Source organism: Streptomyces sp. NPDC058221 (genome assembly GCF_042882365.1).
GTDB lineage: Bacteria > Actinomycetota > Actinomycetes > Streptomycetales > Streptomycetaceae > Streptomyces.
In genome coordinates, this window is the sequence record NZ_JBHVWF010000109.1 from 1 (window position 1) to 23,037 (window position 23,037).

A 23,037-nucleotide genomic window follows, 5' to 3' on the forward strand; every position below is an offset into this window, starting at 1 on the left:
CGATCGTGCGGGGCATTCTGCGGGCCGCCCTGCACCAGCCGATCGTGGGGACCGCGCCCCCCACGATCGTCTCGGACCTGGGCGGCGCCGCCCATATGTCGTGGGTGGTCACCGCCTATCTGCTCGCGGAGACGGTGGCGACGGTCCTGGTCGGCAAGTTCGGCGACCTGTTCGGCCGGAAGATCGTCTTCCAGCTCTCGGCGATCATCTTCATCACCGGCTCGTTCCTCTGCGGCCTCGCGACCAACATGACGCTCCTGATCGTGTGGCGCGGTCTGCAGGGCATCGGCGCGGGCGGTCTGATGGTCACGGCGATGGCGCTGATCGCCGATGTGATCCCGCTGCGCGACCGCGGCAAGTACCAGGGTGCGATCGGTGCGGTCTTCGGCGTCTCGACGGTCATCGGGCCGCTGCTGGGCGGGCTCTTCACCGACCATCTGACGTGGCGCTGGGCGTTCTACGTCAATGTGCCGATCGCGATCGTGGTCGTCATCGCCGCGGCCCGCACCATTCCGTCCGTGAAGGCTGCCGGGCGCCCGGTCATCGACTACCTGGGCATCGCGATGGTCACGGTCGGGGCGAGCTCCCTGATCCTGGCGACGAGCTGGGGCGGCAACCAGTACGCGTGGGGCTCCTCCGTCATCATCGGCCTGTTCGCCCTCGGTCTGGCCGCACTCGCCGTCTTCTGCCTCGTCGAGTTCCGGGCGAAGGAACCGATGCTGCCGATGCGGCTGTTCGGGAACCCGGTCTTCACGGTCTGCTCGATCCTCAGCTTCATCGTGGGGTTCGCGATGCTCGGCGCCATGATCTATCTGCCGACCTACCTGCAGTACGTGGACGGTGACTCGGCGACGCTCTCCGGGGTCCGGACGCTGCCGATGGTCGTCGGTCTGCTGGCCGCCTCGATCTTCAGCGGCAACGTGGTCAGCAAGACCGGCCGGTACCGGATCTTCCCCATCGTGGGCTCGCTGATCATGGCGGTCGGGCTGTTCCTGCTCTCCCGGATGGGTCCGGACAGCGGGGTGTGGCTGGAGTCGCTGTACATGCTGGTGCTCGGGCTCGGCATCGGTCTGTCCATGCAGGTGCTGACGATCGCGGTGCAGAACACCGTCGACTACTCGGACCTGGGGACAGCGACCTCGGGTGTGACGTTCTTCCGTACGCTCGGCAGCTCCTTCGGCACGGCGGTGTTCGGGACGATCTACTCCAACGCGATCGGCCCCAATCTCAAGGACGGTGTCGCGGAGGCGGCTCGGGCGGGCGGTGATCCGGCGGTGCTGGCGAAGGCCTCCCAGAGTCCGGAGGGGCTGCACTCGCTGCCCGATGCCCAGTCGGCGCCACTGGCCCAGGCCTACGCGGACACCCTGCACACCGTGTTCCTCTGGACGGTTCCGGTGGCTCTGCTCGGATTCGTGGTGGCGCTGTTCCTCAAGCAGGTGAAGCTGCGCGACACGGTGCGGGCCGGCTCGACCGACATGGGTGAGGGCTTCGCCTCGCCGGGCACCGGGGACTCGGCCCGGCTGCTGGAGTTCTCGGTGGCCAGGGTGCTGCGACGGGTGGACCCGGACACGGCCCGGCGGATCATCGCCGGTTCCGACACCCGGCTCGACATGGCGGGGGCCTGGGCCGTGATGCAGGTGGAGCTGTTCACCCGGATGGTCGGCCACGCGGGTCTCCGGCTGATCGCGGCCCGGCACCGGATTCCGCCGGAGGTACTGGTGCCCGTCTTCGACCGGATGATCGAGGAGGGATATCTCTCCGGCAACGGCCATCTGTTCGCGCACACCGAGGCGGGAAGCAGGGAGGCCAGGACCATCACGGACGCCTGGGCGCGGTGGCTCAACGAAGAGCTGGGTCACGAAGGCGAGCACCCGGACGACGCGCGTCTGCGGGCCGCGGTCGACGTCATCGCCAAGCGGTTGCTGGCGGAGGACCTCACCCAGGAGCTGGCCCCGGTGGCCCCGGCCGGCGCCCCGGTCTGACCCGTACGGCTTCGGGCAACGCCGGGGCCGCGCTCCGGCACGTCAGTCGGCGAAGACCGCCGACTCGTAGACCCAGGCACCCTCGTGGCGCACGAACCGGCTCTTCTCGTGGAGCGAGTCGGTGCGGCCGTCGTCCGTGAAGTGCGCACGGAAGGTGACCGTGCCCGTGGTGTGGAAGGCGCTGCCCTCCGTCGTCCCCAGGATCTCCAGACGCTCCCAGCGCACCCCCGGATCGAGGTCCAGCACGCCCGGCCGGGTGGCCGGGTGCCAGGTGCGCAGCAGATACGCGGAATCCCGGACGGCGAAGGCGCTGTACCGCGAGCGCATCAGCGCCTCGCAGGTCGGCGCGATGGCCCCGGCGTGCAGCCGGCCGCAGCACGCACCGTACGGGGCGGGAAGCCCGCACGGGCACGGGGAGTCTGCGGTGATCTCGGTCCGGGGGGCGGTACGGGCACCCGCGGATGACGGCCGCCGGGGGCGTGAGGTGCGTCGGGACATGGATCCATTGTGACCTGCTCCGGCGCCGGGCCGTGCGGTCGCGCAGTCCGGTGCGCCCACCGCCCTCAGGCCTTGCGGGCCACTCCCCCGTATCCCGGAATCGGCTCCTCGCCCGGGACATCGATGACCTCGCCGAGCTCCGGGTGCCAGTCGGCGGTGAGGCAGACTCCGGGGTCCACCAGGTCGAGGCCGTGGAAGAAGGCGGTGACTTCGGCGTGGGTGCGCAGGCGCAGGGTCATCCCTCGGGCCTTGTAGAGGGCTGCCGCCTGGGCCGCGCCGTCCGGGTCGAAGTCGCTGGTGGTGTGCGAGAGGACCAGGTAGCTGCCGGGGGCGAGCTGGTCGACCAGGCGGTCCACCAGTTCGGCCGCGCCGTCCTCGTCGTCCAGGAAGTGCAGCAGGGCCAGCAGCGACAGGGCGATCGGCCGGTCGAAGTCGAGGACCCGGCCGGCGGCCTCCAGGATGGCCTCGGGCTTGCGGGCGTCTGCCTGGATGTACTCGGTGGCGCCTTCCGGGGTGGAGCGCAGCAGGGCCGCCGCGTGCGCGAGGACGATCGGGTCGTTGTCGCAGTAGACGATGCGGGCGTCCGGCGCGGTCTGCTGGGCGATCTGGTGGAGATTGGGCTCGGTCGGTATGCCGCTGCCGATGTCGAGGAACTGCCGGACGCCGTTCTCCACGAGCCAGCGGGTGGCACGGTGCATGAACGCCCGGTTGACCCGCGCCATGTCGCGGCCCCTGGAGTCCAGGGACAGCAGCTCCTTGGCCATCTGCTCGTCGACCGGATAGTTGTCCTTGCCGCCGAGGAACCAGTCGTACATCCGCGCGGGGTGCGGCTTGCTGGTGTCGATCTCGACGGAGGGGGGCTCGTGCCCGGTCATGGCGCGCTCCTTGGTTCCGGTGGCCGGCGAACAGAGAGATGGGCGTGCGCGACGGCCGGGGGCCCGGCCGTCGCATGTCAGGTCAGCAGGAAGTCCGCCTGTCCGGCTTTGGCTCCCTGGATGAATGCGGCGATCTCGCGGTGGCTGTAGATCAGAGCAGGGCCGTCGGGGTCCGCGGACTGACGCATGGCGATTCTTCCGTCGGACAGCTTCATGGCCTCGACACAGTTGCCGCCGTTGCCACCGCTCCACGGCTTGTACCAGCCCTCGGAGCCGAGTTCGGTGGCCGGCATGCCGTTGTATATGGGTGTCATCACAGCTCCTTGCGGAAGTCCCGGAGGATTTCCTTCGTGCGTTGTGCAGTCGCGGCCTGGGCCGCCATGCGGTCCATGACCTCGAGGTAGGAGGCCACCTCGGGGCGCGCGTCGAAGTAGACGGCCCCGGTCAGGTACTCGCTGTAGACCATGTCGGGGAGCTCGGGGACGGCGAACCGGAAAAGCACGAAGGGACCGTAGGTGCCCGGGTGATGGCCGGTCGAGAACTCGGCGATCTGCAGGGTCACATTGGGCATCGCGGTCGCTTCCAGCAGCCGGTCGACCTGGGCGCGCATGGTGTCCGTGCTGCCCACCGGGCGGCGCAGGACCGTCTCGTCCATGACCACCCACAGCCGTGGCGCGTCCGGCCGGGTGAGCAGGGACTGACGCTGCATCCGCAGCGCCACATGCCGCTCGATGTCCTCCGGCCTGGTCTGGCCGACCGCTCCGGTGCGCATCACCGAGCGCGCGTAGTCCTCGGTCTGCAGCAGCCCGGGGACGAAGTGCGGCTCGTACATGCGCAGGAGGCTCGCGGCGCCCTCCAGGCTGACGTACATGCTGAACCAGTCGGGCAGCACGTCGTGATAGCGCTGCCACCAGCCCGGCTTGTTGGCCTCCTCGGCAAGGACGACGAAGGCGTCGGCCTCCTCATCGGTGATCCCGTAGGCCTTCAGGAGCAGTTGCACGTAGGGGATCTTCAGAGAGACCTCGGCCGTCTCCAGCCTGCGTATCGTCGCCGGCGCGACACGCAGCACCTTGGCAGCCTGGTCCCGGCTCAGGCCGACACGTTCCCGCAGATCCTGCAGGCGCTTGCCGAGAACGACCTGACCCACGGTCGGGGCGGACCGCGGTTCACTCACTTCAGACCTCCCCATGCGCTGTTTGCGAGCAGTGTGCCATGCGTCTGCCGTCAAAGACACAGCCACTCTGGAAATTTCAGAGTGCCCCTTGCCAAGTGTTCACGACAGGGGGACAGTTGGTGAGTGAACCCATTCACTAGTCGTGCCCGCCTCCTTTCACCGGGATCGCGAAGCGTGACGCAGCCCCCACTGTGAGGATTCGGTCGTGGCACCTGGCAGTGCGCTCATCCCCCGGCTCATGGACCTCAGCCCCGGGACGGAAACGCTCCGGTACTGCTTCGCGCTGCCCGCGCACCCGGAGTCGGTGGCCGGTGCCCGGCGGCTGACCCGGGCCCGGCTGGACGAGTGGCGACTGGACGACGACGCGCACGACGCAGCGATCCTCATCGTGTCCGAACTGGTCACCAACGCGGTGGTGCACACCGCGAGCTCACGCGTCGTGTGCGAACTGCGGTGCCTCGACCGGAGGCTGCGCATAGCCGTACAGGACCAAGGACACCAGCCAGGCGGGCCGCAGTTGTGCCGCAACGCCGACGACGAGCACGGACGCGGCCTGTTGCTCGTCGACGCGATGTGCAGTTCCTGGGGATCCCGCGACGCCGGGGACGGCTCGGGCCGCATCGTCTGGGCAGAACTGCCGCACGGCTCGGAGCACTCATGCTGAAGAACGCCATGTCCCATCTCCTCGGAACCCGCCGCTCCCGCGAACCGGGCCACCCCGGTGGTCTCGGCCGGGTGCAGCTGCCACTCCCGTCGGCCCTCTCGGCGAGCCTGGGCTACGACGCGGTGGGGATACCGGCGCGGTACGGCTTCCGGCTGATGTCGCATCTGCCGCGCACCGGCTGCGTCTTCGCGGACGGGGAACGCTGGTGGTGGATCGTCCCCTCGGGCTCCGACCTCGATCTGGACTGGCCCGCGCAGGCCGCGTACGCACGAGGGGCCTACGTCCCCGCGGCGCGACCCCGGCTGATCCACCAGCCCGACAGCCGTACGCCGTACACACCGCCCATCCCGCTGTACCTGATGGTCTGCCAGGTGACCGGGATGACGCCGTCATGGGCGTCCGCGGACGGTACGCGCGTCCCGTCCGCCCCCTGACCGGGGCGCGGACGGACGGGTGAGGCCGGGGCCTCGGACGACGCCCCGGCCCTCCCCCTTGTGGTCACGTACGGAACCTCGTCCCCGCACGGCGGCCGGCCTGCTGCCCTTCGGCCTGACGGGACACCGGTCACGGTGCGTTGTCAGTGGTCGGTTCTACTGTGGAACCACTGATCGAGAAGCCCGTGACTGTGCGGGTCGAACGGGTGTGGGGGCGGACCTGTGCGTCGCTGGGAGTATGTCGAGGGCAGTGCGTCGAAGTTCTGGGAGACCGGGACGAACGGCACAGTGGTGACCGTGCGCTACGGGCGCTGCGGAAGCGACGGCCGTACGCAGACCAAGGACCACGCCTCAGCGGAGGCAGCGGCCGCGCAGGCGGCCAAGTCGATCGCGGAGAAGGAACGCAAAGGGTACCGCGAGGTGGGGGCGGTGGCTGCGGTGTCGGGCACCGGTCCCGATCCGCATTCCGGTGAGTCGGCCGGGCCTTCCTCGGTACTGCTGCCCGACGAGGACACATTCGTGCTGCCCGCCGCCTGGCGACAGGCCCTCCATCCCAGGCGTGGTGGAGTGGCCCGCAAGCCCGCCGCGGCACAGCGACATCACTGGAACAGGCTTTTGGTCCCCACGGCCGCTCAGAAGGCCTCCATTCAGGGGTACCTGAGCGCACCGCGCGATGCCGGACTTGCCGAGGAGCTGCGTTCGCACCTCGCGGGGAGTCCTTCACCCTCCGGGGCTGCCGCGCTTGCCTCGATCATGAGGCTCGACGAGTCGGCCGCCAGGACCTGGCCGGACATCTGGTCCGAGCAGCACGGTCTGCCCTTCGCGGCCCGCGCCACGGTGGAGCTGTTCATGGTCGGCAGCCCCTCCGAGCTGCACGGCGGCAAACCGATCGGCCCCGTGGCCCAGGCCCTTACCGGAACCGGGTCCGTCGCGTGGGCGAGTCCGCGCCGTCTCACCGCCCATCGGGTCCGCGAGCTGCTCGCGGCCACGGACGAGGCGACCTACCGGTCAGCGGCCGAAGCCCTCACCGCACACCGGACCGACGCCCACCGGAAGATCGTCACGGCCTATCTGGTGCCGAGCGAGACCGACTGGGTGGCGGAGCTCTGCACCGACCCCGATGTCGCCGCGGTACGGCACCAGATCATGCTCTCCCTGGTGTGCGGCACGCTCAACTCCGCGGAGCAGGCCGAGTCGTTTCCGCACCTGCCGCCGATCGGCCACAGCCTCCCGGTGATCGCCACGGCCGCCGAGGGTATCGGCACCGCGGCAGTCCCGATGCTGGCCGAGGGGTTGTCCGACGGGAATCACTACTCCGACGGAGCGAAGAAGACCGCCGAGGCCCTGGTGGAATTCCCGACGGACGACGCGTTCCGTCTCCTGCTGGGCCGGGCGGACTCGAAGCAGGTACGTCCTTCCCTCCTGGAAGCGATGCACCGCTATCCGGTCCGCGCCCTGCGGCTGCTCTCCGCGGAGGCCCGTGACCACGCGGAGACCTCGTCCGTCGTCTCGCTCCAGTTGCTGCCCGGGCACGTCGCCGCCCACCGTGGGCAGGTGGAAGCCGTACTGCCGGCGCTCGACAACGAGCTGGTGGCCGTCATCGAACCGCTCCTCAATCCGGTGGGGCTGACCGCCGACGCGTCCGCCGACGCCCTGCCGGCCGCGCTGACCGGCCCACCGGAGTCCCTGCCCGGTGGGCCGCGCGCCAGGAAGCTGCCGCTGTGGGCGAATCCCGCCCTGCTGCCACAGATCGACGTCGTGTCCGGCGGGGCCCTGCCCCAGACATCGGTGCTCCATGTCCTGTCCATGCTGGCGACGTCAGGACCGGGCCGGGTGCATCCAGGGCTCGGCTCGCTCACGCGGACGGCTGACGCGGCCTCACTCGCCGAGTTCGGCTGGGCACTCTTCCAGCAGTGGCAGTTTGCCCTCATGCCTCCCGAAGAGTCGTGGGCCCTGCGGGCCTTGGGCGTGCTGGGGAACGACGACACGGTGCGCCGGCTGACTCCGGTGATCCGTGCCTGGCCCGGCGAAGGCGCCCATCACCGGGCCGTGGAAGGTCTCGATGTGCTGGCGGCAATCGGCAGCGACGTCGCTCTGCTTCATCTGCACGGCATCTCCGAGCGGGTGAAGTTCAAGGCGTTGAAGCTCCGGGCCACGGAGAAGATCGCGGAGGTGGCCGCCGGTCTCGGGCTCACCGGAGACCAGCTCTCCGACCGGCTGGTGCCCGGCTTCGGTCTGAACGCGGACGGTTCCACCGTGATCGACTACGGCAGCCGGACGTTCACGGTGGGATTCGACGAGCAATTGCGGCCCTATGTGCTGGACGGGGACGGCAAGCGGCTCAAGGACCTGCCGAAGCCGGGCGCCCAGGACCACGCGGGACTGGCCCCGGCGGAACGCAAGCGGTTCGTGGCCCTGAAGAAGGACGTGCGGACGGTTGCCTCCCACCGCGTGCACCGGCTGGAGGACGCGATGGTGGCGGGCCGTTCCTGGACGGCGCAGGAGTTCCGCGCGCTGTTCGTCGGCCATTCGCTGGTGTGCCACTTGGTGCGCCGGCTGGTGTGGCTGAGTGAGACGGACGAGGGGCGTACCGCGTTCCGGGTGGCGGAGGACCGTACGTTCGCCGATGCCGAGGACGAGAGCTTCGCCCTGCCGGAACACGCAACCGTGCGGCCGGCGCATCCCCTGCATCTGGGCGGGCAGTTGTCCACCTGGGCGCGGTTGTTCGCGGACTACGGGATTATGCAGCCGTTCCAGCAGCTGGCGCGTCCGGTCTTCACGCCGGCCGCGGAGGACACCGGCAACCGGCTGACCCGCTTCGAGGGCCTCAAGGTGCCGACGGCCAAGGTCATCGGGCTGGAACGGCGTGGCTGGGAGCGCGGGGCTCCGCAGGACGCGGGGGTGGAGCGGTGGATCTCCAAATGGCTCGGCGACCGCTGGCTGGTGATCGCCCTGCGGTACGGCGTTCACGTCGGGGATATCGACATGACCCAGCTCCAGACAATCGAAACGGTCTGGCTCGACAACCGCCCCGCCGACTACCGGCCCGCCGACCGTGGTTACCCGCTGCGCTTCGACGAACTGGACGCGGTGACCTTGTCCGAGTTGCTCGCCGATCTCACGGACCTCACCGAGGGGGTCGCGGCGTGAGGGTGCGCGAATGAGATCCTGACCGGGGCCCACCCGCCGTTCCTCAGGCGGGGAAGGCCGGTGTTCTCAGGCGAGGAAGTCCCGTGCCAGGCCGGCCAGATTCCGCGGACAGGCCCATACCGCCCGGGTGAGCCTGCCCCCGTACCAGGACCGGCGCCACCCGTCGTCGGGATACGCGTCCTCGTCGGCGAGTTCCTCGGCCAGGGCCGCCTCGTGCTCCGCGTCCCGCTCCGGATGAGCCAGCAGCTCCAGGACCGCGGGGAAGCCCTCCAGCTCGCCGTCCTCGGGGATGTCGTCGCAGGGATGTGCCGCATGGCCACACGCGGTGCCGCCCATGGAGCGCTCGATCCCGGCCATCACCGCCCGGACCCGGTCCTCGGAGGGCCGGTGGGGCGAGGCATGGACGACGTATCCGCCGATGTAGTACAGCCCCAGGGCCCACAGGGCGGTCTCCGAGGATGCGGCAGCGGCGCTCGCCTCCAGGTGCCTGGCGCATTCGAGTACCGCGTGCCGGGCACTGCCCAGGTAGTAGCCCTGGTGGAGACTCTCCCAGTCGCCCGCCAGCTCATCCCATTCACCGGGTGTGGCCGGCGCCTCGACCGGGTCCGTGCGCTCCTCCTCGTACTCCAGGTCCTCGGGACTTCGCACATGCTCCTCGCCGCTCATGGCCCCGAGAATGGCACACGGTCCGCCGTCGGCACCCGGCCGGGCCGGCCTCCCCCGCCGGCCCGTGCACAGGTCATGCGAGATACGCGAGCCCCGGGTGCGCCTTCGTGTAGCCGTCGACCAGCCGGCGGGCGACCGAGACCGAGTCGACGAGCGGGTGCAGGGCGAACGCCCGTACGGCGTCGGCGCGCGCGCCGCTCTCCGCCGCGTCCAGCACCGCGCGTTCGACGGCCTTCACCGAGGTGACCAGGCCGACGGCGTGGTACGGGAGCGGGTCGACGGCGACGGGGTGGGCGCCGTTGGCGTCCACGAGGCACGGCACCTCGATGACGGCGTCCGCGTCCAGCACCGAAAGGGTGGTGCGGTTGCGCACGTTGAGGATCAGGGACGTCCGTTCGTTACGGGCCACGGCCCGCATGAGGGCCAGCGCCACCTGCTCGTAGCCGCCGGAGTCGAGATCGCTCTCGTCGCGCTCGCCGGCCCCGGCGACATCCCGGTTCTCCGACATGTAGGTCGCCTCGCGCTCGGCCCGGGTGCGGTCCCAGGTGGCCAGCGCGGGCGTGGCCGGGTCCTTCATCCGGCCGTAGAAGCCCTCCTGCTGTTCACGCAGGAAGGCGCCCCGGGTCTGCTCCGCGTCCTGGTAGGCGCGGACCGCCTCACGGTTGAAGTAGTAGTAGTGCAGGTACTCGTTGGGGACCGCGCCCAGGGACCGCAGCCAGTCGGTGCCGAAGAGGCGCCCCTCCTCGAAGGAGCCGAGCAGTTCCGGGTCGGCGAACAGGCGAGGGAGTTCGTCCCGGCCTTCGACGTACAGCCCGCGCACCCAGCCGAGGTGGTTCAGGCCGACGTAGTCGATCCGGGCCCGGTCGGGGTCAGCGCCCAGCACCCGGGCGATACGGCGGCCGAGGCCGACCGGTGAGTCGCAGATGCCGATGACGCGGTCGCCGAGGTGCCGGGACATGGCCTCGGTGACCAGGCCCGCGGGGTTGGTGAAGTTGATGACCCAGGCGTGCGGGGCGAGCCGGGCGATGCGCCGGGCCAGGTCGACGGCGACGGGCACGGTACGCAGTCCGTAGGCGATACCGCCCGCACCGACGGTCTCCTGGCCGAGTACGCCCTCGTCGAGGGCCACCCGCTCATCGGCGGCCCGGCCGGCGAGCCCGCCGACCCGGATCGCCGAGAAGACGAAGTCGGCGCCCCGCAAGGCCTCGTCGAGCTCGGTGGTGGCGACGACGGTCGGTGCGTCCGGGATGCCCTCGGCCTGTTCGGTGAGCACCCGGGCAACGGCGGTGAGCCGGTCGGCGTCCGTGTCGTAGAGAGTGACGGCGCAGACCCGCCCCTCGGCATGGTCGGCGAGCAGCGCCCCGTACACCAGTGGAACCCGGAACCCGCCGCCACCCAGAATTGTCAGCTTCACGCTTCCGCATGGTACGTGGGGTGCGACGAAGGGCTTCGCACGACCGGCCGGTGCCGCCGGGCGGAGGACGGGCCGGTGGAGGCGTGCCTTCCGGTCACCCTCCACCGGGCCGTCGCTGTCTCACTCCGACGGGCCGTCGCTGTCACACTCCGACGGGCCGTCGGCGTCATCCGCAGCCGGTCAGTACCCGTTCCACCAGCGGGTGACGACGCGCCACAGCCGGGCCGGGGCCGCGGGCCGGCGCTGCTGCGGGATCAGGCCCGCCGCCCCCTCGCCCGGCGTTGCGGCCGAACCGTCAGTGGCAGCTGTCGCTCCGGCCGGGGTCTGCTCCGCCGAAGCGTGGGCCGGTCCGGACGGGACGGTCGCGCGGACCGGGGTCGGCGCGGTGTGCCGGACCGCCGACTGCACCTCCCAGTCCTGGCGCGTCGGGTTCGGCTTGCCCATGGACGGGGCTTCACGGTCGTCCTGCGGGGAACGGGGCGCGAACTCGGCGGGCAACTCCACCAGATGACGGCTCATGATGTTGCCGACCCACTGGAGTTCGCTCTCCTCGACGGCGAGTTCGAGGTCGGGCAGCCGCATCAGCAGGGCGTCGACGCCGACGTCCGCGATGGCACGCCCGATGTCCTGTCCCGGGCATTCGTGGGGACCGCCGCTGAACGCGAGGTGGGCGCGGTTGCCCTCCATGTTGGCGTTGAGGTCGGGCCGCACCACCGGGTCGGTGTTGGCCGGGGCGATGCCGACGATCATGGCGTCGCCCGCCTTGATGTGCTTCCCGCCCAGCTCCGTGTCGCCGACCGCCCAACGGCCGAAGACCGCGGTGAACGGCGGCTCGTCCCACAGGGTCTGCTCGACCGCCTCCGGGACGGTCATGTGGCCGCCGCTGAGCCTGGCCCGGAACCGCGGGTCGGTGAGGACCATGCGGAGCACGTTGGAGATCAGGTTGGCGGTCGACTCGTAGGAGGCGACCAGGATGAGCCGCAGATGCTCGGCGACCTCCTGGTCGTTCATGTCGGCGGGGTGTTCGACGAGCCAGGTGGCGAAGTCGTCCGCGGGTTCCCGGCGGCGCCGCTCGACCAGACGGTTCAGCGCGGCGAGCACGTAGGCATTGCTCTGGACGGCGGTCGCGGTGCCCCGGGTCAGGTCACGGGCGGCCTGCACCATCCGGTCGTTGTACTCCTCGGGCATGCCGAAGATCGCGCACACCACCATCATGGGCAGCCGCTCGGCGAACGCGCTGACCAGGTCGACGCGCCCTTCCCGGCAGAAGTCGTTGACGAGCCGGTTGCTGTAGCGGTTGACGTGGCGGCGGACGCCCCGGGTGTCGATGCGCCCCATGGAGTCGGTGACGGCGCCGCGCTGCCGCTCATGGGTGGCGCCGTCGGCGAAGGCGCAGATCGGCTGCCAGGTGAAGATCGGGGCCAGCGGGTGGTCCGGCGCGACGCTGCCGTCCTGCAGGGCACGCCAGCGGCGGGAGTCGCGGGAGAACTGCGAGGGCGTGCGGGTCATGTGCAGGTTCTCGCTGTGCCCGAGGACCAGCCAGGCGGGCACATCGCCGTGCAGCAGCACGGGCGCCACCGTGCCGTGTTCGGCACGCAGTTTGTCGTACAGGCCGTGCGGGTCCTGCTCAGCCTCGGGGCCGTAGAACCGTCGCACACCGCCGGGGCCGATGCCGAGGCCGTGGGCCGGGCACTCGGGGGGCGGAACCGGCCCCGTGGCTGCTCCGGGCTCGTAGTGGAATGGGGTTGTCACGATCGCTCCAGGGATCAGGCTGCCAGGGCCGGACGAATGGGGTACGCGGTGGGGGCGCGCGGAACGTGTGCGGGCCGTGCGTGCGGGCGGCGTCAGCCGAGCGGGGCGGCCACACTGTGCAGATACCGCATGAGGGTCATCAGCACATCGCGGCTGGAGGCGCGCAGCCGGGCGTCGCAGTCGATCATCGGGACCTCGTCCGGCAGGTCCAGGGCGCTGCGCAGCGCCTCGACGGGGTGCTTGGGCGCATCGGGGAAGGTGTTGACGGCGACGACGAACGGCACGCCGCGTTCTTCCAGGCGCCCGATGACGTCGAAGCTGACCTCCAGCCGACGCGTGTCGATGAGGACGACTGCGCCGAGTGCCCCCTCGAACAGGCCGTTCCACAGGAACCAGAAGCGTTCCTGCCCGGGGGTGCCGAACAGATAGAGGATCAGCTCCTCGCTGATGCTGATCCGGCCGAAGTCCATGGCGACGGTGGTGGCGGTCTTGCTCTCCACCCCGAAGTTGTCGTCCACGCCGACGCCGGCCTGGGTCATGGTCTCTTCGGTGGTCAGCGGCCGGATCTCGCTGACCGATCCGACCATCGTCGTCTTGCCGACCCCGAACCCGCCGACGATCACGACCTTCACCGCGGCGGTGGCCGTGGTGGGAAGGACGTCCTCGCTCCGGGGGCCCGTGATCGTGTCAGAGTTTCTGAAGTCCATGCATCACCGCTTCGAGGAGGGACCTGTCCGGGAGGGTCGCGCGGATGATCGGCGCTCGCGATTCGATCAGTTCGGTCGCGAGGAGCTCGGTGAGGAGCGAGGTCACCACGCTGAACGGCAGGCTGAGGTAGGCGGAGATCTCGGCGACGGACAACGGGGCCTGACAGAGCCGCAGGATCACGGCCTGCTCGGGCTGGACCGTCGGGGTCGGCTGTGACTTCGAGACCACCATCGTGACCAGGTCGAGTGCTGCCCGCTCGCTGCCGTCGGGATCGCCGGTGATCACGTAGAGCCGTTCCGGATCGTTCAGCCCCGGATCGACCTTGCGGCGTTCTCGTCGGGTAGAACTCATCCGGCCTGCCCGTCGTGTCGGGGCGGACTCGTCAGATGGGCGCCGATCCGTACGACCATGTCGCGCATCCGCGATCCGACGAGTCCCGCGTCCACCGTCTCTCCGGCGAGCACGGCGAGATAGGCACCGGCCCCGGCCGCCATCAAGTAGAAGAAGCCGCCGGTGACTTCGATGACGACCAGCCGCATCCGGCCGTCGCTGTAGGGGATCTCCGAGGCGACGGCCGCGGCCAGGCTCTGCAGGCCGGCGCAGGCCGCCGCGAGCCGGTCCGCGACATCGGGGTCGCCGCCGTGCCGGGCGATGCGCAGCCCGTCCGCGGAGAGCACGACGATCTGGTGAATGTCCGGAACATCGTCGGCCAGCTCTTTGAGCATCCAGTCCATGTTGCCCCGTTGCTGGATCACTTCAGGTCTCCCTTGTCCCACGCGTCATCGGAGTCTTCGTCGGCCCTGGGCTCCTGGGGAACGCCGTTGGCGGCCTTGGTGAACGCCTCCAGCCAGATCCCGGGAGGCGGCTCCTTGCCGTTGTCATGGCCGTTGCCGTGGCCGTTCCGGCCCGCGGTGGGATCTGCGGACTGTGCGGGGAGGTTGTGCGAACCCAGAGGTGCGCGGCCGCGGCTGCGGCGTTGCGGGAGTCCGCCCGAGGTCCACTCGGTCACCAGGGGAACCTCGTCCTCCATGGCGACGGCGGGGGTCGCGGGGGCGGCCGGGCGGGAAGCGGGGGCCACCGGACCGGTCGCCGGGCGTGCGGCCAGCGGGCTGGGCTTGCGGTGGGTGCTGCGGGCCGGCACGACGTGCTTCATGTCCGCGATGTCGATGTCGCTGGTGGGCCGCGACGTGGCGCCGATGCCGTGGGCGATACCGGGTGCGGGACCGGTGGTGATCATGGAGCGGGGCACGATGAGCACCGCGCGGACACCGCCGTACGCGGACTGCCGCAGCGAGACCTGCAGGTCGTACATGCGCGACAGCCGGCCGACGACCGCCATGCCGAGCCGGGGGGACTCGCCGAGGTCGTTCATGCTGGAGCCGGCCTGGGCCCTGGCGAGCATGTTCTCGGCCCGGGCCCGGGCCTCCTCGCTGAGGCTGACGCCGCCGTCCTCGATCTCGATGGCGATGCCGGTCTGCACCTCGACGGCGGTGACGTGCACGCGGGTCTGCGGCGGGGAGTACCGGGTGGCGTTGTCGAGGAGCTCGGCGCAGGCGTGGATGAGCGGTTCGACCGCGGTGCCGATGATGGCGACCTTGGCGATCGAGTGCAGGTCGACGCGCGGGTACTCCAGGATCCGCGACATCGCACCGCGCAGCACGCTGAACAGCGGTACGGGCTTGGGCCACTGGCGGCTGGGCCGGGCGCCGCCGAGCACGGCGATGGAGTCGGCGAGCCGGCCGATCAGCGCGGTGCCGTGGTCGATGCGGAGCAGGTCGTCGAAGACGTCGGGGTTGCGCCCGTGGTGTTCCTCCATCTCCCGCAGTTCACTTGCCTGGCGGTGGACGATCGCCTGGACGCGGCGGGCGACGTTGACGAAGGCGCGCTGCGCGGAGTCACGCGTCGCCTCCTCGTTGTCGATGATGTCGAGCACCGTGTAGACGAGGGAGCGCTGGGCGTCGGGGAGATGGCGGTAGACCTCGTCGCCGTCCACGACGTCGCGCAGCACCTCGTCCGGGGAGTTGCCCACCCGCAGTCGGTGGATCGCGGCCGGCAGGAGCTCCTTGCTGATCCGAACGGTCTCTTCGTCGTGGTTGGCGATGCGGCGTTCCAGCGCGGTGCAGCGCTGCTCGTACGTGGCGCGCTGCCGGCGGATCGTCCTGCCGCGGCGGGCGAGTTCGACGGTGAGCACGGCGACCACGACGGTGGCGAGGGCGCCGCACCAGACGACTGGTATCCGCGCGGCCTCGGCAACCAGCGCCACGGCGGCGGCAGTCGCGCCCGCCATCACGACAACGGGCAGCAACACGGCGCGGACGACAGGTGTTTCTCGGTCGATCGGCGGTGATTCAACACGAACCATCTAAAACCTCTGGCGGTTGATTCGGGGGGAGTATTCAGGAGGTACGGCGCTTACAGGGCAGTCGGGAACAAGCGCTCGAATTCACATCAACTCGACTTCACTGCGCGTGAGCTTAGTCAGATCGAAACAGTGCTTCGGCACATTCACCCAACCCCCTGCGCGAGCACCTCAGCGGTAATACACTCACGAGTTTTTACACGGAACGCCTCCGAGCGTGCGCGGGGAGTGACGGTCGAGCAGATTTGGGGCGTACCACTCCCCCACGTCCCACAGCGAGGGACGAGTCCGTCGGCCCGCACACTCGTACCACCCTCAACTGCCTTCAGGAGTACGGTGAACGAGCACGCCGACGACGAGAACCGGCTCCTGAACGCCCCCTTCCGTCCCTCCTCGCGGGACAGGCGCACATGCGATCGAAGTGGATCGAAAGGAGCAGATTCATGACCGACGGGCGAGTGGAACACCGGGCCGCCGTACGAACAGACAGGGGAACGCACATCTCATGGAGCCGACGCGGGACTACACCATCGAGTCACTCGACACCGGGCTCCGGCTGATGCAGCTCTTCCTCACCCATGACTCGCTCACCGTCTCCGAGGCGGCCGGGCGCCTCTCCGTCGGCCGCTCCACCGCCCATCGCGTGCTCAGCACGCTGGAGGGGCGCGGCTTCACGATCCGGGACTCCTCAGGCCGCGGCTGGTCGGCCGGCCCCGAACTGGTCCGGCTCGGCCGCCCCGCCGGGTTCGACGCCGCCGTCCGTGAGCGGCTCGGTCCGGTACTGGACGACGCGGTGCGGCGCACCGGCGAGACCGTGCGCAGCGCCGCGCTGGTCGGCGACCGGATCATCGTCACCGACGGCCGTGAGTCGCCGCACCCGGTGCGGGTGGTGCTGGAGACGGGCCGCACCCATCCCGCGCACGGCACAGCGGGCGGCAGGATGCTGCTCTCCCGGATGACCACGGACCAGGTCTGCGCCCTCTACCCGCAGGAGCGGCTGCCCGAGGCCAATCCGCGCACGCCCGTCTCACGGTCGGCGCTGCTCGCGGAGCTGGCGGACATCCGGGCCTGCGGATACGCGCTCAGCCGCGGCGAGTCGGCGCCGGGCATGCACACGGTCGCCGTGCCACTGGCCGGTTCCAGCTGGCGGGACGGGCTCGCCCTGACGGCCTGCGCGCCGGCCGACCGCGGTGACGATGCCGCGCTGGTACGCCGCGCCGGTGAGCTGCGGCTGTCGGCGGCACTGCTGGGCCCGGCCCCGGCCGGGCGGCCGTCCGCGCACGAGGCCTGAGGAGGCACGGGCGCCGGGGACGGTCAGCGGCGGGCGCCGCCGATGCGTCCCTCCAGCTGGACCAGCAGTTCACTCAGCTGGGCGCTGAGCCGGTCGCGGGACTCCGCGTCCAGACCGGAGAGCACCGCGCGTTCGTACGCCAGCTGCTGCGGCAGCAGCCCGTCGACGAGGTCCCGGCCCGCGTCGGTGAGGCGGACATGCGCGACCCGGCGGTCCCGGGCGTCGCTGCGACGGTCGATGAGGCCGCGCTCCTGGAGGACCCGCAGTCGCTTGGTCACGGCCGCACCGGAGGAGAAGGTCTCCCTGGCCAGTTCGCCGGGGGTGAGTTCACGGTCGGTACGGCGCACGGCGCCGAGCAGGTCGAATTCGGGACGGGTCAGTCCGGCCGCTCGCAGCGGGGCGTCCTCGGCCTGCTGGAGCAGGGCGGAGCAGCGGTTGATCCGGCCGATGAGCTCCATGGGCCCGGTGTCGAGCTCCGGGTTCACTGCCCGCCACTGCCGTACCACCGAGGCGACGATGTCGTCCGTCACACCGCTCCGTTCTCCGGGGCCGGGGCGACCGGCCCCTGCCGTGTTGCTGTCGCCGCGAGCGTACGGTGTCCGGCCTGCTCGGCGGCGAGCACCTCCTCCTGGGGCAGGGCGCGCTGCCACCATTCACCGGCGGCCGTGTCCTGCGCCTCGCGCAGCTCGACCAGTGATCCGGTGAGTCTGCGGCGGGCCGCTTCGAGTGCGGCGGGCGCGGGGGCAGGGGCTGCCAGGGTCTGTACGGCGTGGGCGCGGGCCAGTTCGGCGGCGGCGAGTGCCGTTTCCACCCGTCCGGTGGCGCGGCGGTTGGTGACGAGCACCGCGACGAGGAATCCGACGGCGGCGCCGATGACGGTATCCAGTACCCGGTCGCCGATGAGCTCACCGGCCGGGTGGCTTCCGGCGTACTCCAGGACCAGCAGGGCCATCGGCGTCACGGCGACGGAGCCGAGCCAGTAGTTGCGGGTGATCAGGGCCTCGGCGGCGAAGCTGAAGAAGAGACAGAAGCCGATCAGGGCCGGCGGGCCGGTCCGGGTGACCGGGAGCACGGCGGCGAAGACCAGCACGCCGAGGAGATTGCCGAGGGTGCGCTGGAGCGTCCGGTTCCAGGAGAGCGTGACGTTGGCCTGGTAGAGGGAGGCCGCCGTGACGATCGCCCAGTAGGGGCGGCCGACGCCGGCGGCCGACGAGGCGTAGCCGGCCAGGGCGCATCCGATGAGGGTGCGGGCCGCGACCGGCAGCAGCGGGGAGCCGGGGCCGAGGCGGCGGAGCAGGGCGCGGCGGGCCGCGCCGGGGCCGGTGGGGCGGCCGGCGGTGCGTTCGGCGTCGATACCGAAGAGTTCGGCGGCGGTTCCGGGGGCGGCCGGCGGGGTGGGGACCGGGCCGCGGGCCCGGGTCTGCCCGGCCCAGGCGCGCAGCAGGCCGGGATCGGCGGCCGGTGCTCCGGCGCGCTGCTCCGGCGCGTCTGTGGAGAGTACGGCTTCGGCGTGCACGACGAGGCGTTCCAGTGCACGGCGTACGGGGGTGGGCCGGCCGGCCGCGAGCAGGGTCTGCCACGCCGCGTGCACGGCGGCGACCGCGGCGCGCCTGGTGCGGTGACCGGGTTCGGCGGCGTAGGCCGCGGCGGCGTTCAGGGCGCGGGCGGTCGCGTGGCGTTCGGGTCCTTCTCGGCGGATCAGCGCGGGTGCGGCGACAGTGACCAGCCAGGAGACCGCGCCTGCGCCGAGGGTCAGGGCGAGGTGCCCCGGCACCTGGCCGAGGTGTTGCGGGGCGAACAGGGCGGCGGAGCTGACGAACGTGAAGATCACCGGCCCCGGGGGTCCGATCCGGGTGGCGTCGCAGAGCAGCTTCTGCCCGGCGGCGAGGAGCGCGCCGACGGCGATCAGCACTGCGGCCGAACCGGTCAGCGAGGCCGCGACCAGCGACACCGCCAGACCGGCCAGCATGCCGATGACGACCGCGGTGACGGTCCGGGCGCGGCGGGCGTACGGGAGGCTGTGGCCGTACAGCGCACAGAGCGAGCCCGCCATCGTGTACATCACGAGGTCGAGGCGGTCGACGGAGAACAGCACCAGGTTCGGTATCGCCGTGGCGACGACCACACTGGACGCCGGCTTCCACCACATGTCCGAGGGCCGGGCCAGGCGCAGCGGGCCTGCCAGCGGGAGTCTGCGGACGGGAGGCTGCCGACGGGACCTTGTAGTTGTATCGCTCACTCAAATACGTTAACAGGTATTACACAGATAAAACACTTGGACGATATCTCCGCCCCGATGGCCCGCCGCCGCACACGGTCATAGCGTTCAGGTGCGCGGAGAGACGTGCACGGAGAAGCACGAGGCCCACCCGGCTCACGGAGGAATGCGGATGAAGCTCACAGCACCGGTGCCCGGCGGTCCCTGCTGGATCGAACTGAGCACCTCCGACGTCCAGGCGGCCAAGACGTTCTACGCCGCGCTCTTCGGCTGGCGGTGCGAGACGGATCCGCGCGAGGAGGCGGGCGGCTACACGATGGCGCACCTCGGGGACGCCCGGGTCGCGGCGCTCAGCCCCGTCTACCAGCCGGGGCAGCCGCCGGCGTGGACGGTCTCCTTCGCCACCGGGGACGTGGACGCCTCGGTGGCGAAGGTGACGGCGGCGGGCGGTTCGCTGCTGGTCGGCCCGATGGACATCTTCGACCAGGGCAGGTTCGCCGTGGTGGCGGATCCGTCCGGCGCGGTGTTCTCGCTCTGGCAGGGCCGCGCCTTCGCGGGCGCCGACCTGTTCAACGACCCGGGCGCCCTGGGCTGGACCGAACTCGTCACCCGCGAGAGCGAACCGGCACTCGCCTTCTATCCCGCAGTCCTCGGCTGGACGGTCAGCGCCTCGGAGACGTATCCGCAATGGGGGATCGACGGGGCGGACTTCGGCGGAGCACGGACGATGGACGAGACGTTCCCGCCCGAGGCGCCGCCGCACTGGCTGCCGTACTTCGCCGTCACGGATGCCGACGCGACGGCCGCCACCGCCCAGAGTGCCGGCGGCGAACTCCTGATGCAGCCCACGACCATCCCGCAGGGCCCGCGCATCGCCGTGATCCGGGACCCGCAGGGTGCCGTATTCGGTATTCACCGCACCGAGGCGTAGCGGCGGTTGTGCGCCGCCGCCCCACGCGCCCGGCCATGACCGACGGCGTACTGCCTGGGTAGCCTTCCGGCATGACCGGCAGCACGGAATCAGAAGCAGGTGGCATCGGCGCGGACGACGACGGGCGCATGTGGGCCAACACCCGTACGTGGGTGGAGAAGAAGCTGCCCGCCGGCGCCCGTGTCGTCGGCGCCGAGCCGCTGCGCGGCGGATGGACCTCACAGATGCGACTCCTCGGCGTCGCCGGCGGTGACGCCCCTGGGGCCCTGGTGCTGCGGTCCTTCGTCAAGCCGTTCTTCGTCCGGCACGCGGAGGGTCTGCTCAACCGCGAGGCAGCCGTCCTGGCGCTCCTCGGCGGCACCGATGTGCCGGCGGCCTCCCTGCACGGCGTGGACGCGACGGCGGAGCACTGCGACCACCCCTCACTGCTGATGTCCCTGCTGCCCGGGAGTGTGCGGGTCTGCGACGAGGGCGCGGACCGGCGGGCCGGGCTGCTGGCCCGGCAGCTGGTCCGCATCCACGGTGTCGACGTCACGGCGGAGAACCGGCCCCGCACCTACGAGGCCTGGACCGCGCCCGGCCGGGTGCGGGTCCCGGAGACCACCGCGCGGCCCGAGCTGTGGCAGCGTGCGGTGGACGTCATCCGGGGCGCCGCGCCGGAGTACCGGCCCCGTTTCCTCCACCGGGACTTCCATCCGGGCAATGTGCTGTTCGACGGGGAGGGCGACGACATCCGCATCACCGGCGTCGTCGACTGGGTGGAGACCTCCTGGGGGCCGGCGGATCTGGATGTGGCGCACTGCTCGACCACGCTCGCCCTGCTGCACGGCGCCGGGTCCGGGATGGCGTTCGCCGGCAGGTATCTCGCCGCGGGCGGCCTGCTGGCCGGTGAGCCCGGGGACCATCTGTACTGGCGCCTGCTGGACGCTCTCGCCTTCGCCCCCGACGCCGAGAAGGTGGCCGGCCCATGGCGCGAGCTGGGACGGGACGATCTGACACCGGAACTGCTCACCGAGCGGCTGGAGGAGTACCTTCAGGAGCTGTTTCTGCGATACGGCTGAGAGCCGCTGCCCGGCTGACGCACCCGCGTCAGCCGCCCTGTTCGTCCGTTGCCTGCACGTGGTCCGCGATGCCGACCACCAGAACACGGGTGCCCGGTTCGATCGGGCGCCAGCGGTGGACGAGCCCGCCTGCGCAGTAGAGCGTGTCTCCCCGTTCCAGGCGGTAGAAGTTGCCGTCCGCCTCGACCTCCGCCGAGCCGTCGGCGACGTAGAGGATCTCGTCGTTCCGGTGCCTGAACTCACGGCCCCAGTCGTGGTACCCGGTGAACTCCAGGGCGTGCAGGCGCTGATGGCCACGCACCAGTGGACGCATCCGGCCGGCGTCGCCGCCCTCCGCGCCGCTCTCGCGTACGGACGCCGAGGTGCCGCGCACCACGTCGACCGGGCGGGGTGCCTCGGCCGCGGCCAGCAGTTGGACCGCGGTCGTGTCGAGTGCGTCGGCGATGCGCTGGAGCGAACCCATGCTCGGCCGGGAGCGGCCGTTCTCGATCTGGCTGAGAAAAGGGGTGGAGAGGCCCGCCCGTCGCGCGACTTCCGCGAGGGTCAGCTCCAGCGCGCGACGGCGTCGGCGAATACCCGGGCCGACCAGTGGCGTGTCCGCCTCGCTCATATCGCTCACTCCGTGTCCCGCGTGCCGCACACCACAGCCGGCGGGGCTGGGAGCAGCCTACCGGGCCGGTTAATCTCTTAAGTCCCACCTAATAAAGTTAACCGGGAGGACCGATCCATGCCCCTCGTGGACCAGAACCAGCGACGGCGCCGCGGCACCGGACTCATAGCCCTGGACGAGGAGGCCTCCTCCGGCGGGTACACCCTCTTCGCCCCGCTCACCGGCGGCGGTGAGGTGTACCTGATCGACATGCGCGGTGAGGTCGTTCACCGGTGGGACCTCCCGCACCGCCCGGGGCGGCACGCCAGGATCCTGCCCAACGGCAATCTCGCCTACAGCGGAGTCCTCCCGGACGAGCCGGCGCTCTTCCCGATGTGGCACAAGTACCGCGGCGGGATCATGCAGGAGATCACCCCCGGCGGCACGGTCGTACGCGAGCACCGCGACCGCTACCAGCACCACGACGCGTACCACTACGGCGACGGCCGGCTCCTGTACACGGCCCTGGAGCCGCTGACCGGTGAGACCGCGGCAGCCGTCCGGGGCGGGGTGCCGGGCTCGGAGGCCGACGGCACCGTCTGGGCGGACACCATCGTCGAGGTGGACGCCGAGGGCAGGACCGTCTGGGAGTGGAAGGTCTCCGAGCACCTCGACCGCGAGGACTTCCCGCTGCACCCCGACTACGCGCGCGAGCACTACCCGCTGATCAACAGCGTGCTGCCGACCAGCGACGGCAACATCCTGGCGAGCTTCCGCTCCGTCTCCGCCGTGGTCGTCATCAGCCGGGAGACCGGCGGGATCATCTGGCGCAGCGAGCCCGGCGTCGTATCGCAGCAGCACTGCCCGACCGAGCTGGAGAACGGCAACTTCCTGGTCTTCGACAACGGCGTCTTCCGCCCGCACTGGGATGTGCCGTTCAGCCGGGTCATCGAGATCGAGCGGTCGAGTGGCACGATTGTCTGGGAATACCACGACCCGGCACGCGAGTCGTTCTTCGCCCCGTTCATGGGCAGCGCCCAGCGCCTGCCGAACGGGAACACGCTCGTGACGGACTCCCCCGCCGGACGCCTCTTCGAGGTGACCGCGGACGGCTATCTGTGCTGGGAGTACATCGTGCCGTTCTTCGGCGGCTACCAGGAAGAAGAAGTGCGCAAGCTGTTCCCGTCCGAGCCCAACGCCGTGTTCCGCTCCTACCGCTACTCGGCCGGGGAACTCCCCTGGCTCGACGTCCCGAAGGGCTGAGCCGGATC

Annotated in this window: 22 protein-coding genes; 8 read left to right on the plus strand and 14 right to left on the minus strand. The window is 70.9% G+C overall.

The annotated features are described in order from the left end of the window. The first annotated feature begins 2 nt into the window (after window positions 1-2). Window positions 3-1,982, plus strand: coding sequence for an MDR family MFS transporter (locus ACFVW8_RS28140; RefSeq protein ID WP_389694766.1), 1,980 nt, complete (start codon window positions 3-5; stop codon window positions 1,980-1,982). A gap of 42 nt (window positions 1,983-2,024) precedes the next feature. Here the strand turns inward: ACFVW8_RS28140 and ACFVW8_RS28145 are convergent, their stop codons facing one another. From ACFVW8_RS28145 to ACFVW8_RS28160, 4 genes are all read right to left on the minus strand, one after another. Continuing rightward, on the minus strand, window positions 2,025-2,480 hold the full coding sequence (locus tag ACFVW8_RS28145) for a YchJ family protein (RefSeq protein WP_389694768.1): 456 nt from the start codon (window positions 2,478-2,480) through the stop codon (window positions 2,025-2,027). Between the two features lie 65 nt (window positions 2,481-2,545). Next, on the minus strand, window positions 2,546-3,355 hold the full coding sequence (locus ACFVW8_RS28150; RefSeq protein WP_389694770.1) for an SAM-dependent methyltransferase: 810 nt from the start codon (window positions 3,353-3,355) through the stop codon (window positions 2,546-2,548). Between the two features lie 77 nt (window positions 3,356-3,432). Next, complete coding sequence (locus tag ACFVW8_RS28155; RefSeq protein ID WP_389694772.1) at window positions 3,433-3,669, minus strand: DUF397 domain-containing protein; 237 nt, start codon at window positions 3,667-3,669, stop codon at window positions 3,433-3,435. Next, complete coding sequence (locus ACFVW8_RS28160) at window positions 3,669-4,529, minus strand: helix-turn-helix domain-containing protein (RefSeq protein WP_389694774.1); 861 nt, start codon at window positions 4,527-4,529, stop codon at window positions 3,669-3,671. The genes ACFVW8_RS28155 and ACFVW8_RS28160 overlap by 1 nt, the downstream gene beginning before the upstream one ends. A 205-nt stretch (window positions 4,530-4,734) precedes the next feature. On the opposite strand from ACFVW8_RS28160, the gene ACFVW8_RS28165 reads away from it, so the two are divergent. The 3 genes from ACFVW8_RS28165 to ACFVW8_RS28175 all read left to right on the plus strand — a co-directional run bounded on the left by ACFVW8_RS28165 (window position 4,735) and on the right by ACFVW8_RS28175 (window position 8,777). Next, window positions 4,735-5,193, plus strand: a complete 459-nt coding sequence (locus tag ACFVW8_RS28165) for an ATP-binding protein (RefSeq protein ID WP_389694776.1) — start codon at window positions 4,735-4,737, stop codon at window positions 5,191-5,193. Next, on the plus strand, window positions 5,187-5,627 hold the full coding sequence (locus ACFVW8_RS28170) for a hypothetical protein (protein ID WP_389694778.1): 441 nt from the start codon (window positions 5,187-5,189) through the stop codon (window positions 5,625-5,627). The genes ACFVW8_RS28165 and ACFVW8_RS28170 overlap by 7 nt, the downstream gene beginning before the upstream one ends. A 222-nt stretch (window positions 5,628-5,849) precedes the next feature. Then, on the plus strand, window positions 5,850-8,777 hold the full coding sequence (locus tag ACFVW8_RS28175) for a WGR and DUF4132 domain-containing protein (RefSeq protein WP_389694780.1): 2,928 nt from the start codon (window positions 5,850-5,852) through the stop codon (window positions 8,775-8,777). A gap of 66 nt (window positions 8,778-8,843) precedes the next feature. Here the strand turns inward: ACFVW8_RS28175 and ACFVW8_RS28180 are convergent, their stop codons facing one another. The 7 genes from ACFVW8_RS28180 to ACFVW8_RS28210 all read right to left on the minus strand — a co-directional run bounded on the left by ACFVW8_RS28180 (window position 8,844) and on the right by ACFVW8_RS28210 (window position 15,679). Further along, window positions 8,844-9,443 carry a hypothetical protein gene (locus tag ACFVW8_RS28180; RefSeq protein ID WP_389694782.1) on the minus strand — a complete coding sequence of 200 codons (600 nt, stop codon included), beginning with the start codon at window positions 9,441-9,443 and terminating at the stop codon, window positions 8,844-8,846. 73 nt (window positions 9,444-9,516) lie between these two features. Beyond that, window positions 9,517-10,857, minus strand: coding sequence for a 6-phospho-beta-glucosidase (locus ACFVW8_RS28185; protein ID WP_389694784.1), 1,341 nt, complete (start codon window positions 10,855-10,857; stop codon window positions 9,517-9,519). Window positions 10,858-11,037: 180 nt separating this feature from the next. Next, window positions 11,038-12,609 carry a cytochrome P450 gene (locus tag ACFVW8_RS28190; RefSeq protein WP_389694786.1) on the minus strand — a complete coding sequence of 524 codons (1,572 nt, stop codon included), beginning with the start codon at window positions 12,607-12,609 and terminating at the stop codon, window positions 11,038-11,040. A 92-nt stretch (window positions 12,610-12,701) separates the two neighbouring features. Continuing rightward, window positions 12,702-13,316: an ATP/GTP-binding protein gene (locus tag ACFVW8_RS28195; protein ID WP_389694788.1), complete on the minus strand. Its 615-nt coding sequence runs from the start codon at window positions 13,314-13,316 to the stop codon at window positions 12,702-12,704. Beyond that, the gene (locus tag ACFVW8_RS28200) at window positions 13,297-13,668 is read right to left on the minus strand and encodes a DUF742 domain-containing protein (protein WP_389694790.1); all 372 of its coding nucleotides are present in this window, start codon (window positions 13,666-13,668) and stop codon (window positions 13,297-13,299) included. The genes ACFVW8_RS28195 and ACFVW8_RS28200 overlap by 20 nt, the downstream gene beginning before the upstream one ends. Then, on the minus strand, window positions 13,665-14,072 hold the full coding sequence (locus tag ACFVW8_RS28205; RefSeq protein WP_024494673.1) for a roadblock/LC7 domain-containing protein: 408 nt from the start codon (window positions 14,070-14,072) through the stop codon (window positions 13,665-13,667). Before ACFVW8_RS28205 ends, ACFVW8_RS28200 begins: the two co-directional genes overlap by 4 nt. Then, complete coding sequence (locus ACFVW8_RS28210) at window positions 14,069-15,679, minus strand: sensor histidine kinase (protein WP_389694792.1); 1,611 nt, start codon at window positions 15,677-15,679, stop codon at window positions 14,069-14,071. The genes ACFVW8_RS28205 and ACFVW8_RS28210 overlap by 4 nt, the downstream gene beginning before the upstream one ends. Before the next feature lie 502 nt (window positions 15,680-16,181). Between ACFVW8_RS28210 and ACFVW8_RS28215 the strand changes: the two genes are divergently transcribed. Next, on the plus strand, window positions 16,182-16,967 hold the full coding sequence (locus tag ACFVW8_RS28215; protein WP_389694794.1) for an IclR family transcriptional regulator: 786 nt from the start codon (window positions 16,182-16,184) through the stop codon (window positions 16,965-16,967). A gap of 23 nt (window positions 16,968-16,990) precedes the next feature. Here ACFVW8_RS28215 and ACFVW8_RS28220 read toward each other — a convergent pair whose 3' ends face one another. Together ACFVW8_RS28220 and ACFVW8_RS28225 are read right to left on the minus strand one after the other, a co-directional pair. Continuing rightward, the gene (locus ACFVW8_RS28220; protein WP_389694796.1) at window positions 16,991-17,497 is read right to left on the minus strand and encodes a MarR family winged helix-turn-helix transcriptional regulator; all 507 of its coding nucleotides are present in this window, start codon (window positions 17,495-17,497) and stop codon (window positions 16,991-16,993) included. After that, window positions 17,494-19,116 carry an FUSC family protein gene (locus ACFVW8_RS28225; RefSeq protein WP_389694815.1) on the minus strand — a complete coding sequence of 541 codons (1,623 nt, stop codon included), beginning with the start codon at window positions 19,114-19,116 and terminating at the stop codon, window positions 17,494-17,496. Before ACFVW8_RS28225 ends, ACFVW8_RS28220 begins: the two co-directional genes overlap by 4 nt. Before the next feature lie 241 nt (window positions 19,117-19,357). Between ACFVW8_RS28225 and ACFVW8_RS28230 the strand changes: the two genes are divergently transcribed. After that, window positions 19,358-20,116: a VOC family protein gene (locus ACFVW8_RS28230; protein ID WP_389694798.1), complete on the plus strand. Its 759-nt coding sequence runs from the start codon at window positions 19,358-19,360 to the stop codon at window positions 20,114-20,116. 71 nt (window positions 20,117-20,187) lie between these two features. Further along, the gene (locus tag ACFVW8_RS28235; RefSeq protein WP_389694799.1) at window positions 20,188-21,177 is read left to right on the plus strand and encodes a phosphotransferase family protein; all 990 of its coding nucleotides are present in this window, start codon (window positions 20,188-20,190) and stop codon (window positions 21,175-21,177) included. A gap of 28 nt (window positions 21,178-21,205) precedes the next feature. On the opposite strand, the gene ACFVW8_RS28240 is transcribed toward ACFVW8_RS28235, so the two are convergent. Beyond that, window positions 21,206-21,787 carry a helix-turn-helix domain-containing protein gene (locus ACFVW8_RS28240; protein WP_389694800.1) on the minus strand — a complete coding sequence of 194 codons (582 nt, stop codon included), beginning with the start codon at window positions 21,785-21,787 and terminating at the stop codon, window positions 21,206-21,208. A 117-nt stretch (window positions 21,788-21,904) separates the two neighbouring features. Between ACFVW8_RS28240 and ACFVW8_RS28245 the strand changes: the two genes are divergently transcribed. Then, window positions 21,905-23,029 carry an aryl-sulfate sulfotransferase gene (locus ACFVW8_RS28245; protein WP_389694802.1) on the plus strand — a complete coding sequence of 375 codons (1,125 nt, stop codon included), beginning with the start codon at window positions 21,905-21,907 and terminating at the stop codon, window positions 23,027-23,029. Window positions 23,030-23,037 lie beyond the last annotated feature (8 nt).

Bases quoted from the DNA above. Each gene is read 5' to 3' on its own strand.
- ACFVW8_RS28145 (WP_389694768.1), bottom strand. From the start codon at position 2,480: ATGTCCCGACGCACCTCACGCCCCCGGCGGCCGTCATCCGCGGGTGCC.
- ACFVW8_RS28150 (WP_389694770.1), bottom strand. From the start codon at position 3,355: ATGACCGGGCACGAGCCCCCCTCCGTCGAGATCGACACCAGCAAGCCG.
- ACFVW8_RS28155 (WP_389694772.1), bottom strand. From the start codon at position 3,669: ATGACACCCATATACAACGGCATGCCGGCCACCGAACTCGGCTCCGAG.
- ACFVW8_RS28170 (WP_389694778.1), top strand. From the start codon at position 5,187: ATGCTGAAGAACGCCATGTCCCATCTCCTCGGAACCCGCCGCTCCCGC.
- ACFVW8_RS28180 (WP_389694782.1), bottom strand. From the start codon at position 9,443: ATGAGCGGCGAGGAGCATGTGCGAAGTCCCGAGGACCTGGAGTACGAG.
- ACFVW8_RS28195 (WP_389694788.1), bottom strand. From the start codon at position 13,316: ATGGACTTCAGAAACTCTGACACGATCACGGGCCCCCGGAGCGAGGAC.
- ACFVW8_RS28200 (WP_389694790.1), bottom strand. From the start codon at position 13,668: ATGAGTTCTACCCGACGAGAACGCCGCAAGGTCGATCCGGGGCTGAAC.
- ACFVW8_RS28210 (WP_389694792.1), bottom strand. From the start codon at position 15,679: ATGGTTCGTGTTGAATCACCGCCGATCGACCGAGAAACACCTGTCGTC.
- ACFVW8_RS28215 (WP_389694794.1), top strand. From the start codon at position 16,182: ATGGAGCCGACGCGGGACTACACCATCGAGTCACTCGACACCGGGCTC.
- ACFVW8_RS28225 (WP_389694815.1), bottom strand. From the start codon at position 19,116: ATGTGGTGGAAGCCGGCGTCCAGTGTGGTCGTCGCCACGGCGATACCG.
- ACFVW8_RS28230 (WP_389694798.1), top strand. From the start codon at position 19,358: ATGAAGCTCACAGCACCGGTGCCCGGCGGTCCCTGCTGGATCGAACTG.
- ACFVW8_RS28235 (WP_389694799.1), top strand. From the start codon at position 20,188: ATGACCGGCAGCACGGAATCAGAAGCAGGTGGCATCGGCGCGGACGAC.
- ACFVW8_RS28240 (WP_389694800.1), bottom strand. From the start codon at position 21,787: ATGAGCGAGGCGGACACGCCACTGGTCGGCCCGGGTATTCGCCGACGC.
- ACFVW8_RS28245 (WP_389694802.1), top strand. From the start codon at position 21,905: ATGCCCCTCGTGGACCAGAACCAGCGACGGCGCCGCGGCACCGGACTC.